This is a genomic window from Kitasatospora sp. NPDC034023 (assembly GCF_055575795.1).
Genome location: NZ_JBVIRY010000014.1, coordinates 24,177 through 37,161 on the forward strand (window position 1 = coordinate 24,177; position 12,985 = coordinate 37,161).

Annotated in this window: 12 protein-coding genes and 1 pseudogene; 8 read left to right on the top strand and 5 right to left on the bottom strand. The window is 72.7% G+C overall.

Annotated features, from left to right (window positions below):
• Positions 1-2,348: S53 family peptidase (locus ACZ52R_RS19625; RefSeq protein ID WP_465753809.1), on the bottom strand; the 2,348-nt coding region annotated here is incomplete at its 3' end.
• A 27-nt stretch (positions 2,349-2,375) separates the two neighbouring features.
• Here ACZ52R_RS19625 and ACZ52R_RS19630 point away from each other — a divergent pair.
• Positions 2,376-2,681, top strand: a pseudogene (locus tag ACZ52R_RS19630) (hypothetical protein); the annotation flags it as partial.
• 47 nt (positions 2,682-2,728) lie between these two features.
• Here the strand turns inward: ACZ52R_RS19630 and ACZ52R_RS19635 are convergent.
• The 3 genes from ACZ52R_RS19635 to ACZ52R_RS19645 form a co-directional block, all read right to left on the bottom strand.
• Positions 2,729-3,427 (bottom strand): hypothetical protein, encoded by a 699-nt coding sequence (locus tag ACZ52R_RS19635; RefSeq protein WP_465615582.1) that lies wholly within the window; start codon positions 3,425-3,427, stop codon positions 2,729-2,731.
• Positions 3,428-3,521: 94 nt separating this feature from the next.
• Positions 3,522-4,409 (bottom strand): hypothetical protein, encoded by an 888-nt coding sequence (locus ACZ52R_RS19640; RefSeq protein WP_465753810.1) that lies wholly within the window; start codon positions 4,407-4,409, stop codon positions 3,522-3,524.
• Positions 4,406-4,951: an RNA polymerase sigma factor gene (locus ACZ52R_RS19645; RefSeq protein ID WP_465615586.1), complete on the bottom strand. Its 546-nt coding sequence runs from the start codon at positions 4,949-4,951 to the stop codon at positions 4,406-4,408. Before ACZ52R_RS19645 ends, ACZ52R_RS19640 begins: the two co-directional genes overlap by 4 nt.
• Positions 4,952-5,036: 85 nt before the next feature.
• On the opposite strand from ACZ52R_RS19645, the gene ACZ52R_RS19650 reads away from it, so the two are divergent.
• The 7 genes from ACZ52R_RS19650 (at position 5,037) to ACZ52R_RS19680 (ending at position 11,570) form a co-directional block, all read left to right on the top strand.
• A complete protein-coding gene (locus ACZ52R_RS19650; protein ID WP_465753811.1) occupies positions 5,037-5,948 on the top strand; it encodes a serine/threonine-protein kinase in 912 nt (303 codons plus the stop codon).
• 124 nt (positions 5,949-6,072) lie between these two features.
• Positions 6,073-6,960, top strand: coding sequence for an LLM class flavin-dependent oxidoreductase (locus tag ACZ52R_RS19655; protein ID WP_360497984.1), 888 nt, complete (start codon positions 6,073-6,075; stop codon positions 6,958-6,960).
• A gap of 161 nt (positions 6,961-7,121) precedes the next feature.
• Positions 7,122-7,727, top strand: coding sequence for a hypothetical protein (locus tag ACZ52R_RS19660; protein WP_465615590.1), 606 nt, complete (start codon positions 7,122-7,124; stop codon positions 7,725-7,727).
• Positions 7,728-7,893: 166 nt separating this feature from the next.
• A complete protein-coding gene (locus ACZ52R_RS19665) occupies positions 7,894-8,949 on the top strand; it encodes an ABC transporter ATP-binding protein (RefSeq protein ID WP_465615592.1) in 1,056 nt (351 codons plus the stop codon).
• Positions 8,933-9,832, top strand: a complete 900-nt coding sequence (locus ACZ52R_RS19670; RefSeq protein WP_465753812.1) for an ABC transporter permease — start codon at positions 8,933-8,935, stop codon at positions 9,830-9,832. The genes ACZ52R_RS19665 and ACZ52R_RS19670 overlap by 17 nt, the downstream gene beginning before the upstream one ends.
• A gap of 9 nt (positions 9,833-9,841) precedes the next feature.
• Positions 9,842-10,759 carry an ABC transporter ATP-binding protein gene (locus ACZ52R_RS19675; RefSeq protein ID WP_360497976.1) on the top strand — a complete coding sequence of 306 codons (918 nt, stop codon included), beginning with the start codon at positions 9,842-9,844 and terminating at the stop codon, positions 10,757-10,759.
• Positions 10,760-10,853: 94 nt separating this feature from the next.
• On the top strand, positions 10,854-11,570 hold the full coding sequence (locus tag ACZ52R_RS19680) for an ABC transporter permease (protein WP_465615596.1): 717 nt from the start codon (positions 10,854-10,856) through the stop codon (positions 11,568-11,570).
• 166 nt (positions 11,571-11,736) lie between these two features.
• Here ACZ52R_RS19680 and ACZ52R_RS19685 read toward each other — a convergent pair whose 3' ends face one another.
• A complete protein-coding gene (locus ACZ52R_RS19685) occupies positions 11,737-12,975 on the bottom strand; it encodes a CynX/NimT family MFS transporter (RefSeq protein ID WP_465661659.1) in 1,239 nt (412 codons plus the stop codon).
• Between the last annotated feature and the right edge of the window lie 10 nt (positions 12,976-12,985).

Sequence of the window (12,985 nt, forward strand, 5' to 3'; positions counted from 1 at the left end):
GGGATCACGCCGTCGTGCCAGCCGTCGGAGGCGCTGTAGATCTCGTGCAGCTCGCCGCCCTTGATGGCCTCGATGACGCGGTCGCCCGAGGGGCTGTAGCTGAAGCTCATCGCGGTGATGCCGGACAGGCCCGGGATCACGCCGTCGTGCCAGCCGTCGGAGGCGCTGTAGATCTCGTGCAGCTCGCCGCCCTTGATGGCCTCGATGACGCGGTCGCCCGAGGGGCTGAAGCCGAAGCTCATCGCGGTGATGCCGGACAGGCCCGGGATCACACCGTCGTGCCAGCCGGTGGCGTCGGTGTAGATCTCGTGCAGCTCACCGTTCTCGATGGCCTCGATCACCCGGTTGCCGTTGGCGTTGTAGGTGAAGCTCAGCGCGGAGAGGCCGGTGACGCCGGGGACGGCGCCGTCGTGCCAGCCGGTCACGTCGGTGTAGACCTCGTGCAGCTGGCCGTTCTCCACGACCTCGATCGTCCGGTCGTAGCCGGCGTTCGGGTTGCAGACCAGCTTCATCACCTTGTCGGCGTCAGGGGTGCCCAGGCCGGTGGCCATGTCGTAGCCCTGCCCGGCCCAGTACAGGCCGCCCTGGATGCCGATGTCGTTGTTGCCGGAGGTGACGTCCCGCAGCGCGTTGATGCCGTTCTTCGCGGCCCAGTAGAACGCCGGGGCGATGAAGCCCACCCGGCCGCTGCAGCCCGGGTTGTTCTGGTGCGCCGTGATGGCGGCCCAGAGCGGAGCGGAGCCGCTGGTGCCGCCGATGATCATCCAGGAGCCGGCGCCGGTGGCGACCACGTAGCCGGTCGACGGGTCGGCGTTGGCGGCCACGTCGGGGACCTGGCGGCAGGTCGTGCCGGCCGCGCCCTGGCACCGGTTGGTGTAGCCCGGGCCGTAGTAGCCGGCCTGGTAGGAGGTGCTGAGGGCCCAGCGGGAGACGCCGCCGCCGCTCGCGCCGCCGTTGTGGTTCCACACCGACTCGGAGACGGCGCCGCCGTTGCTGCTCAGGGTGGTGCCGCCGACACCGGTGACGAGCGGCTGGCTCGCCGGGTCGGAGGTGCTCAGCAGGTTGGTGACGGAAGCCGGCGCGCCGGCGTTCGCCAGGTAGTTGCAGCCGCTGGAGCCGTCGTCACCCGAGGCCGCCACCACGGTCTGGCCCTGCAGCGCGGCCTGGAGGAAGATGTCGCGCTCGGCCGACAGGTCGCTGCCCGACATCACCTGGTCGCAGACGCCCCAGCTGGTGGTGACCACCTGGGCGTGGTTGTCCGAGACGATCTGGCGGTAGGTGTTCTGGATGTCCACCTGGGTGGCGCGCGAGGCGTCCGGACCCTGGTAGACCAGCACGTTCGCGCGGGGCGCGAGACCGATGACGGTGTCGATGTCCAGCGCGGTCTCGACGCCGACGCCGTTGTTGGTCGGCGGGGCCTGGTAACCCGAGTTGACCTTGACCCGCTGCACCGAGGCGTTGGTGCCGTAGCAGGACTGGAAGGTGCTCAGACCGGCGTCCGAGTAGTCCTCCAGCGCGAAGACGGCGACGGTCGTGCCGAAGCCGCCGTCGGTCATGCCGTTCAGGCCGTAGGCCGAGGCGAGCGCGGACGGGCTGAAGTAGTCCTTGCCGTCCGTCTTGCCCGGGAACTGCGAGGCCGCGCCGGTGCACATCGCCGGGTAGCCGCCGGTCGCGGCGGGCGTCGCGGCCGGGTGCGCGAGCCCCGCGCCGCCCTGGCCGGTGGCCCCGATCACGTGGCTGCTGTGCGCCTGGGCCAGCGTGTTCAGGCCGACGACGCCGGTGATCGCCCCGGCCACGTCGGAACGCACGGCGGGGGCGGCGGTGTTGAGGAAGCCGGTCCGGCCGTCGGGCGTCGTGTAGCCGGCCAGGTCCACGTCGAAGGACTTCTTGGCCTCGGCGACGGTGGTGGCGACCGGGATGGTCAGGCCGTCGGCCGCGAGCGCGCCGGGCTTCAGGCCCTGGGCCTTGAGGGCCTGGCTGACCTTGGCGACGGTGGCCGGGTCGGCGCCGAAGCGCTGCGCGAACTCACCGGTCTGCAGGAAGTGGTGGTACTGCGGCGATGCCTGGTCGCTCACCGCCGCGGCGAGCGCGTTGGCGCCGGCCTCGTTGCGGGACTTCAGGTGCACGCTGAGCTGCACCGGCGTGTCGTCCGCGGGTGCGGCGGTCTTGGTGGCGTTCCCCGGGGCGGTCGGCACGGTGCCGACGCGCTGCGTCGTCGGAGCGTCGGCGTGGGCGGCCGGCAGGCCCGCGTAGGTGACCAGGGCCGCGGTGGCTATGGCCAGGACGGCCGTGCGGGACAGTGGTCTCGCGGTCCACACCGGCCGGGCGTGTGGCGTCGGATGGGACATCCGCGCTCCCCCCAATTTGATGATTCGATGGACTCTCGAACGAAGGTCCGACCGGAGTTCTATCAGGCCGTGCGGACACCTCCGCAACCGAATACCCCCCTCGCCGCGCGCGGAGGCCCCCGGCTCGCCTCCCGTGGGGTCGTCGGCATGCGACTGAGCACGGTGGTCCTCCCCGACCACCGGTGGAGCGAGGGGCAGAAGATCCGGCGTCGGGCCGAAGAACTCGGCTTCCACGCTGCGTACACCTACGACCACATGTCCTGACGGACCTTCCGGGACGCGCCCTGGTGCGGCTCGGTCCCGACCCTGACCGCCGCCGCCACGGCGACCGAGTTCGGGGCCCGCTCCGCCCGGCGGCGCGGGCGGAGCGGCCCTGCCGTTCAGGAGGAGAGGCGGTTCAGTGCTGCGGTGGCGATGCCTTCGACGTGGGCCGGGGCGTCGGTGGGCCGGCCGGTGAGCTCGACGACGGCGACCTTGGTGCCGCTGCGCAGGACCGCGACCCCGCCGCTGACGGTGCCGTCGCCGTTGTAGGCCGGGTACCAGTGGGCGGTGCCGCCGGTGACGGTCAGGGTGTGGGCCGCGCCGTAGTGCCAGTGGCCGGCGGGCTCGTCCTGGCAGTCCTGAACGAGCGCGACGAGCTGCTTCTCCCAGGTGGCGGCCGCGGTCTCGGTGGGGGCGCTCGCGGCCGACTCGAACAGCCGGCCATCGGTGTCGAAGGTCCAGGTCACGGACGCGTACGCGGTGGCCTTGTCCTTGGTCAGGTCGCGCATCGTCTCCTCGCCGGAGCACGCGGACAGCGCCTGGCGTCCGGTCAGCGCAACGGTCGCGCCAACCGGGTTCAGGCCCTGCTGGAAGTCCTCGCTCTGGACGAGGTCGGCGGAGCCGAGTCCGGGCGCGGCGACCGCAGCCGGGTGGGCGGCGACCGCGGTGCGGTGCGGTGCGTTGTGCGCGGCCCCGTCGGCGGCGGCCGACTGGGTGCCGACGACGCTGGCCGTGATCAGTGCGGCGGCGAAGCAGGCCGCGGCGGCGATCCGGTTGCGGCGAACGGACTTCTGCTGGACGGTCTGGTTCTCGGTCATCTGGTCCCCCTGCTGGTCGGGACGCCTGCTGCGTCCTCGTACAACCGGGGAGATGCCGCCGGGGGAGGGAAAGTTGGAGCCCTGACCGGCTGTTTCACAGCTGTGACAGAGCGGTCCTGACGACGCGATCCATCGCGGCCGTGCCCAGGCAGGCATCGACCTCCAGCACCCCGTAGTGGTTGCCGCTGCGCAGCACGGCGATGCCGCCGCAGGGCTCCTTGCCCTCGGGCGCTCTGCCGGTGGTGTTGAGCGATCCCTGGTAGGTGCCCATCCAGCTCGCGGTGACGTCCGGGGCGAGTTGCACCGTCGTGGTCCTTCCGTAGATCCAGTGCCCTGGCTGTTCCTCCTGGCAGGGCACCTCCTCCAGCAGCAGGCGCTCGGTGAAGTTCTGCGCCCGGGAAGGGCTCGGGGCATCGGCGGCGACCTCGCGGGCGACCTGGTCGACGCCGGCGGCGGCCAGCGTGGGGTCGTCCGGGTTGGTGCGGGGGCTGGTCATCAGCCCGCGGAAGTGGGCGCCGGGCCCGCCCAGGGTCTGAGTGAGGGTCTTCTCGCCGGAGCAGGCCGCGTTGGCGTAAGACCCGTCGCCGTACCGGTCGGTGACGTGGATCTGCCCGATGCCGAGGTCCGGGCCGAACGCCGCGGGTCCCAGAAGGTTCGCGGTCGTCACCGGCCCGGTCGCACCGGTCGCACCGGTCGCACCGGTCGCACCGGTCGGCGAGGCGGAGCCGGAGCCGGAGCCGGAGGCCGAGGACTCGGGCGTCGGGACGGGCACACCGGGCGTCGCGAGAGCGGACGCGCCCTGGGACGCCCCGCCGACCGCGGCACCCGACCGCGCTGCCGGGTGCGCGGTGGCGCCGGGGGGCGGTGGCAGGACGAATCGGCCGGCCGCCAGCCCGAGCGCGGCGGCTGCCGCCAGGGCGGCGACGGCGGACCGGAGCCGGACGACGGCGTGGCCGCCGCCCGCCGCGGGACCGCCGTTCACAGACCCGGGACCAGGCGCTCGCGCATGAAGCGGCGGGCCTGGTGGATACGGTCCTTGACCGTGCCCAACGGGGCGTCCAGCGCCTCGGCCACCTGGACGTAGGTCAGGTCGCCCAGGTCGCGCAGCACCAAGGCCTCCACCAGGGCGGGGTGTTGCTGCTCCAGCGCGGCCAGCGCCTCCATCAGGTCGAGCCGGGTCCCGGCGATGACGCTGGTGGTGCGCGGGTCGACGGACTCGGGGAGGTCGGCGTGGCTGTCCTCGGCGCGCCGGCGCATCGAGCGGTAGGTGGACCGGGCGGCGTTCGAGGCGATCACCGTCACCCAGCCCAGGAAGGAGCCGCGGCCGCCGTACTCGCCCAGGTGCGTGCTGATGGACAGCAGCGCGTCCTGCGCGGCCTCCTCCGCGTCGGCGTGGTGGGGCAGGAAGCGCGAGCAGCGGCGCAGCAGCACCGGCCGCAGCTTGGCCAGCAGGTGCTCCATCGACCCCGGGTCCCCTGCCTGAGCAGCCGCCACGAGCCGTTCCAGCTCGCCGTCCTCGAACACCGGATCCCCCGTTTCGTCCCGCCTGGCATCCCGCTCGTCGAACGGGAGTTCCGCACTCCCCCCGACTCCGGCAGAATGCTGCCACATGCGCAAGCTCGGCCGTTACCTCCTCCTGGACCGGCTCGGAGCCGGCTCCTTCGCGACGGTCTGGAAGGCCTACGATCCGGAGCTCGACACCGAGGTCGCGGTGAAGGTGCTGGCCGAGAACTGGGCCGCCAACGCCGATGTGCGCGAGCGGTTCCTGGCGGAGGCGAGGCTGCTGCGCCGGATCGCCAGCCCGCGGGTGGTCCGGGTGCACGACGTCGGGGTGCAGGAGGACCGGCCCTACTTCGTCATGGACTACGTACGCGGCGGCACCCTGGCGGACCGGGTCGGGCAGTGCGACCCGCAGGAGGCGCTGTGGCTGGCCGCGGAGGCGAGCTACGCGGTCCAGGTCCTGCACGAGGCGGGCGTGGTGCACCGCGACGTCAAGCCGTCCAACCTGCTGCTCGCCGCCGGCCCTGCGCCCGCCGCGGTGCTGGTGGCGGATCTGGGCAGCGCCAAGCAACTGGCCGACGCATCCGGGCTTACGGTGACCACGGGCACGCCCGCGTACATGGCACCGGAACAGGCCTTCCAGACCGGCGGGTTCGACGGGAGGGCCGACGTGTACGCGTTGGCCGTCGTGGCCTACGAGCTGCTGACCGGGCAGAAGCCGTTCGGCCCGGGCGGACGCGCCACAGCCCTGATGACCGACCGGCAGTCCGCCTCGACGCTGCCGGCGCTCCCAGCCGGAGCGGAGCTCCCACCGAACGTCGCCGTGCTGCTACGGGCCGCGACGTCCGTCGAGCCGGCGGACCGACCGCCGACCGCCCAGGCCTTCGCAGACGCGCTGCTGGCGCCGGTCCCGCAGTCCCAGCCCTTGGAAGGCCCCGGGTGGCTGACCCCGCGCGCGGTCTGGCTGGCGTCGGGCACGGTGTTCACGGCGACGACCCTGCTGAGCTGGCTGCAGCGTTGAATCCGCGTCGCCCTGACTGTTGCGAATCCCGCAGGCCAGGGCTCCGTACCGGCTTCATCACGGGGCAAAGAGGTCGTCCGGTCAGAGGGCGTCGGCCGCTGACGGCTGCCGTAGGGTCGTTGCCATGCGACTGAGCACGGTGATCCTCCCCATCCACCGGTGGAGCGAGGGGCAGAAGATCTGGCGTCGGGCCGAGGACCTCGGCTTCCATGCCGCGTACACCTACGACCATCTGTCCTGGCGGTCCTTCCGCGACGAGCCGTGGTTCGGGTCGGTCCCGACCCTGACGGCAGCGGCCACCGCCACCGAGCGGCTGCGGCTCGGGACCCTCGTCACCTCGCCGAACTTCCGGCACCCGGTGACGCTGGCGAAGGAACTGGTCACGCTGGACGACGTGTCCGGCGGACGGCTCACCCTGGGGATCGGGGCCGGCGGCACGGGATTCGACGCGACGGCGATGGGCCAGGAGGCGTGGTCGCCGAAGGAGCGGGCGGCCCGGTTCGGCGAGTTCCTGCCGCTGCTGGACGAGTTGCTGCGCGAGGACGCCACCACCCGCGAGGGCACCTACTACTCGGCGGTCGAGGCGCGGAACATCCCCGGCTGCGTGCAGACGCCGCGGGTGCCGTTCTACGTCGCCGCGACCGGCCCGCGCGGCCTGAAGCTGGCCGCCGAGTACGGGCAGGGCTGGGTCACGTACGGCGACCCGAAGGGCCCGGCGGACGTGCCGGTCGAGCAGGCGCCCGGGGTGATCGCGCAGCAGATCGGGAAGCTCACGGCGGCCTGCGAGGAGACCGGCCGGGACGTGGCCACGCTGGAGAAGGTGCTGCTCCAGGGCTCGACGGCGGAGAAGCCGCTGGCGTCCGTGGACGCCTTCGTCGACTGGGCGGGCACCTACCGGGAGTTGGGCATCACCGAGCTGGTGGTCCACTGGCCGGTCCCCGACTCGATCTTCGAGAACGACCTCGCCGTCTTCGAGCGGATCGCCACCGAGGGTCTGGCGCAGCTGGGTTGACCCCTCCCGCCGGAGCGCCCGACGCCCCGGGCGCTCCGGCGGGACGGACGGGGCCCTTCGGCGGGCCGGGTGGGGCGCTTCGGCGGGCGGGACGGGGAGGGAGGGCCCCGGAGGGCGGCCGGGCGAGGCGCTAGTCTGTCCGCCGCACCTTCAATCTGATCATGCGTTACAACGGGGGTTCCTTCTTCATGTCTGCATCCAGGAGACTGCTCGCCACCGCTCTGGTCGCCACCGCCGCGTTCGGCCTGGCCGCCTGCGGACCGGACAACTCGTCGGACCAGGGCGCGGGAAGCGGGTCGAACACCGCGTCCGCCGCCCCGACCGCCGCGGCTCCCGCCTCGCCCACCGCCGCCCCGGCCGGCACCGGGAAGCCCGCGCCGTCCGGCACCCCGGGCAGTGAGGAGGGCTTCTGCACCCACGACCCGCTGCCGGCCGGCCAGAAGTGGATCTACCCGGTGAAGGGCACCACCGCGACCAACCTGGTCTACAAGGAGACCAAGGACGTCTGCGGCGTCGACGACGTCGGCTTCGACCCGGTGGGCGCCGACAAGACCGCCGCGTTCGCGCCCGCCGCCAAGGGCCACCTCCGGTCGGTGATCGCCGCGCCGAAGGACGTCAACGTGGCCGACCTGGTCAAGCACATCACCGAGTGCCTCGCGACCCCGCACAACGAGAAGGGCTCGTACCCCTGCTCGGCCGGCGACTACAAGCTGGCGCTCGACGCCTCCGGCAAGGTCACCGAGCTGTGGGAGCGCCCGCACTCCTGATCCGGCACTCCTGATCCGGCGGTCCTGACCCCGCACGCCTGACCCCGCCCGCCTGACCTGCACCCCTGACGGCGGGCTGCTGACCCCGGGCCGATCCCCCCTACCCCTAGGGGAGATCGGCCCCCGCGTCATACCGCAGCAGCAGACGGGCTCGTCATTCCAGCTCATGACCCCTGCCGCGCAGGGCCATTACGTTGAAGGCGTGTCCACAGCTGTCATCAAGACGGACGGCCTCACCAAGAGGTTCCCCCGGGTCACCGCCCTCGACCAGCTCACCGTCGAGGTGCAGCCGGGGGTGGTCGGGCTGGTCGGGTCCAACGGGGCGGGCAAGTCCACACTGATCAAGATCCTGCTCGGGCTCGCCCCGGCGACCTCCGGCCGCGGCGAGGTCCTCGGCCTGGACATCGCCACCCGGGGCTCCGAGATCCGCGAGCGGGTCGGCTACATGCCCGAGAACGACTGCCTGCCACCGGACGTCTCCGCCACCGAGTTCGTCGTGCACATGGCCCGGATGGCGGGCCTGCCCGCCACCGCCGCCCGTGAGCGCACCGCGGACACCCTGCGGCACGTCGGCCTCCACGAGGAGCGGTACCGGCCGATGGGCGGGTACTCGACCGGCATGAAGCAGCGGGTCAAGCTCGCCCAGGCCCTGGTGCACGACCCCAAGCTGGTGCTGCTGGACGAGCCGACCAACGGCCTCGACCCGGCCGGCCGGGACGAGATGCTGGCGCTGATCCGCCGCGTGCACACCGACTTCGGCATCTCGGTGCTGGTCACCACCCACCTGCTCGGCGAGCTGGAACGCACCTGCGACCACCTGGTCGTCATCGACGGCGGCAAGCTGCTGCGCTCCTCCTCCACCGCCTCCTTCACCGAGGCGACGGCGGTCCTCGCGGTCGAGGTCACCGACCACCCGCAGGACCACGCCCTCGAACCCGGCACGGCGCTCCGCGAACGCCTCGCCGCCGCCGGCATCGACGTCCAACCGGAGGGCTCGCACCTGGTGCTGGTCCGGCTGGCCGACGAGTCGACGTACGACACCATCCGCGACACCGTCGCCGACCTGGGCCTCGGCCTGGTCCGGCTGGAACAGCGCCGGCACCGGGTCGCCGAACTCTTCACCTCCCCGGCCGACGGCACCCGGGCCACCGACTCCCGGGCCGACGGCACCCGGGCCACCGAGCAGAGCAAGGGAGGGACGGACGATGTCGCTGCCTCCTGAGACCAGGCCCGCCGACACCGGCGTCATCCACGACATCGGCTACCGCGGCTACACCGGCCCCCGGCTCGGCCGCGGCTACGCCACCCGTTCGCTCTTCACCCAGAGCCTGCGCGCCGCGTACGGCCTCGGCCGCTCCGGCAAGTCCAAGGTGCTGCCGATGCTGGTGCTGGGCGTGGTCACCGTGCCCGCCGTGATCATCGTGGCGCTCGCGATCACCATGAAGCGCGACCAACTGCCGGTCGAGTACGCGGGCTACCTCGCCAGCCTCAACCTGGTGGTCTCGGTCTTCCTCGCCTCCCAGGCGCCGGTGCTGCTCTCCCGGGACCTGCGGTACCAGACCGTCCCGCTCTACTTCTCCCGCCCGATCACCCGCACCGACTACGTCCGGGCCAAGTTCGCGGCCATGGTCTGCGCCCAACTGCTTCTGATGGCAGCCCCGTTGCTGGTTCTGTACCTGGGCGCGCTGCTCGGCGGGATGGACTTCTCGTACAACACCGGGCACTTCCTCTACGGCCTGGCCGCGGCGGTGCTGTACGCCCTGGTGCCGACCTCGGTGGCACTGGTGATCGCGGCCGCCACCCCGCGCCGGGGCTTCGGGGTCGCCGCCATCATGGGCTACCTGGCGATCAGCGCCGCGGTGGCCGGGATCGCGGTCGGCATCAGCAACCCGGGCACGACCGGCTCCGACGCCGCGCAGTGGACCTCGCTGATCTCGCCCACCAACCTGGTGGAGTCGCTGGTCAACGAGGTGTTCGACCTCGGCACCGGCCTCGACCGCCGGTACGCCCCGGGCGGGCTCGGCACGGCGGTGTTCGCACTCGTGGCCGCGGCCCTGGTGGTCGGCTCCTACCGGCTGCTGCTGAGCCGCTACAAGAAGGTTTGAGAGGGCGGCATGGCCACCATCAGCATCGACAAGGTCTCCCGCTGGTTCGGGAACGTGGTCGCGGTCAACGACATCACCATGGTCATCGGCCCCGGCATCACCGGCCTGCTCGGGCCCAACGGCGCGGGCAAGTCCACCCTCATCCACATGATGAGCGGCTTCCTCGCGCCCTCCAGCGGCGCGGTCACCCTGGACGGCGTGCCGATCTGGCGCAACCAGCAGGTGTACCGGCAGATCGGCCTGGTCCCCGAGCGGGAGTCGATGTACGACTATCTGACCGGCTGGGAGTTCGTCCTCGCCAACGCCGAACTGCACGGCCTGCCCCAGCCGGGCGCCGCCGCCCGCCGGGCCCTGGACCTGGTGGAGATGGCGTACGCCAAGGACCGTCGCACCGGGACGTACTCCAAGGGCATGAAGCAGCGGGTCAAGATGGCCTCCGCGCTGGTCCACGACCCGGCCGTGCTGCTGCTCGACGAGCCCTTCAACGGCATGGACCCGCGCCAGCGGCTCCAGCTGATGGAACTGCTGCGCCGCTTCGGCGCGGACGGCCGCACCGTGCTGTTCTCCTCGCACATCCTGGAGGAGGTCGAACAACTGGCCCGGCACATCGAGGTCGTGGTGGCCGGACGGCACGCGGCCTCCGGCGACTTCCGCAAGATCCGCCGACTGATGACCGACCGCCCGCACCGCTACCTGGTCCGCTCCAGCGACGACCGCCGGCTCGCCGCCGCGCTGATCGCCGACGGCTCCACCACCGGCATCGAGGTGGACGAGCGGGAGCGGGCCCTGCGGATCGAGGCGGTCAACTTCCAGGGCTTCACCACCCTGCTGCCCAGGGTCGCCCGGGAGGCCGGCATCCGGCTGTACACCGTCTCCCCGGCCGACGAGTCGCTGGAGAGCGTCTTCTCGTACCTGGTCTCCGCGTGAGCGCCGCCGTGACCCCGGGGACCGCCGCCCTGACCGCCCTGACCGCCCTGACCGCCGTTGTGACCGCCGTTGCCCAGGAAGGGGCCGACCGACCATGAACCCCACCGTCGCCAGGCTCACCCTGCGCGGGCTGCTGGGCCGCCGCCGCGGCCTCCTGCTGCTGGCGGTCCCCGCGCTGCTGCTGCTCATCTCCGCCATCGCGAGCGGGTCGAGCGCCGACGCACACGGCCTGACCGTCAAGATCCTCGGCCAGCTCGGCCTCGGCACCCTGGTCCCGATCCTCGGCCTGGTGGTCGGCACCGGGGCCATCGCCACCGAGATCGACGACGGCTCGATCGTCTACCTGCTCGCCAAGCCGCTGCCCCGCTGGCGGATCATCACCACCAAGCTGGCCGTCGCGACCGGCGTCACCTGGCTGTTCTCGGTCGTCCCGACCCTGCTGTCCGGGCTGCTGCTGTACGGCACCCGGGACGGCATGGTGCTCGGCTACACCGTGGCGGTCCTGGTCGCCGGCGCCGCGTACAGCGCCCTGTTCCTGCTGCTCGGCGTGGTCACCCGGCACGCGGTGGTCGCCGGACTGGCCTACGCCCTGATCTGGGAGTCGGTGGTCGGCAACTACGTCGAGGGCGCCCGGACGCTGAGCGTCCAGCAGTGGGGCCGGGCGGTGGCCGAGGCGGTCGCCGGGGACACCGCGATCGGCGCCGACGTCTCCCTCGGGGCGGCCGTCCCGCTGCTGCTGGTGGTCACCGTCGGGGCGACGGTGCTGGCCTCGGTGAAGCTGGCCGGACTGACCCTGGCCGGCGAGGAGTGAGCCGCGAGCCGTAGAGCCGCGAGCCGTAGGGCCGCGAGCCGTAGGGCCGCGAGCCGTAGAGCCACGAGCCGTAGGGCGGCACGCGGCCCGGCCGTGAACCGTACGGCAGAAGCCGAACGGCGCCCCGGTCCACCGTCGGGTGGTCCGGAGCGCCGTGCGGAGAGCCTCAGAGCGTACGGTTGCGGCCCGCGCCCCAGCCGGCCGCGCCGACCACCGCGACCAGCACCAGCATCAGCACCAGGGTGGTCTCCCAGCCGCCGGTGAGCTGGTGCAGCGCGCCCGCGCCGACCGGGCCGATTGCCGCGACCAGGTAGCCGATCGCCTGCGACATCCCGCCCAGCTGGGCGGCACCGGCCGCGTTGCCGGTGCGCAGAACGATGAACGCCAGGCCCAGGCCCAGCGAACCGCCCTGGGCCACGCCGAGGACCGTCGCCGACAGCCACGCCGCGGAGACCGGCGCGACCAGCAGCATCGCGATGCCCAGCCCGTTCAGCGCGGCCATGGTCACCGCCAGGGCGCGCTGGTTGGTCATCCGGCCGGCCATCAGCGGCACCAGGAAGGCACCGGCCACCTGCACCAGGTTGGAGAAGGCGAAGACCAGGCCGGCCTGGCCGCGGTCCATGCCGTGGTCGGCCAGGATGGTCGGCATCCAGGCCACCAGGGTGTAGACCAGCAGCGACGAGATGCCCATGAACAGGCTGATCTGCCAGGCCAGCGGGGACTTCCAGATGCCCTCGATCGGCTTGCCCGGCACCGCCGCCGCGTCCACCGCGCCCCGCTCCTGACGGCTGCGCAGCACCTGCGGCAGCCACGCCACCGCCGCGACCAGCGCGAGCAGCGACCACGCGCCGAGCGAGGCCCGCCAGCCGCCGCCGAGCACGTGCTCCAGCGGGACGGAGGTGCCGGCGGCGAGGGTCGCGCCGACCAGCATGGTGGTCGAGTAGACGCCGGTCATGGTCGCCGCGCGGTCCGGGAACTCCCGCTTGACCAGGCCCGGCATCGACACGTTCAGCACCGCGATGGCCACGCCGATCACCACGCAGCCCGCGTACAGCGCCGCCACCGAGGGCAGCACCCGCAGCAGCACGCCCGCGCCCAGCACCAGCACCGCGCCCAGCACCACCCGCTCGGCGCCGAACCGGCGGGTGAGCCGGGGGGTGAGCGGGGCGCCGACGCCCTGGAACAGCACCGGCACGGTGGTGATCAGGCCGCTCGCGGTCGCGGAGAGTCCGAAGGTCCGCTGGATCTCGTTGACCATCGGGGAGATCGCGGCCAGGCAGGCCCGCATGTTCAGCGCGACCAGCAGGATGCCGGTCAGCAGCAGGAGCGGATGGGCCAGCCGGGCGCGGACGGGGAGCGGGGCAGGGGTGGTGGCAACCGGCTGCTGGGCACGGGTGACGGCCATGGGTGTGCTG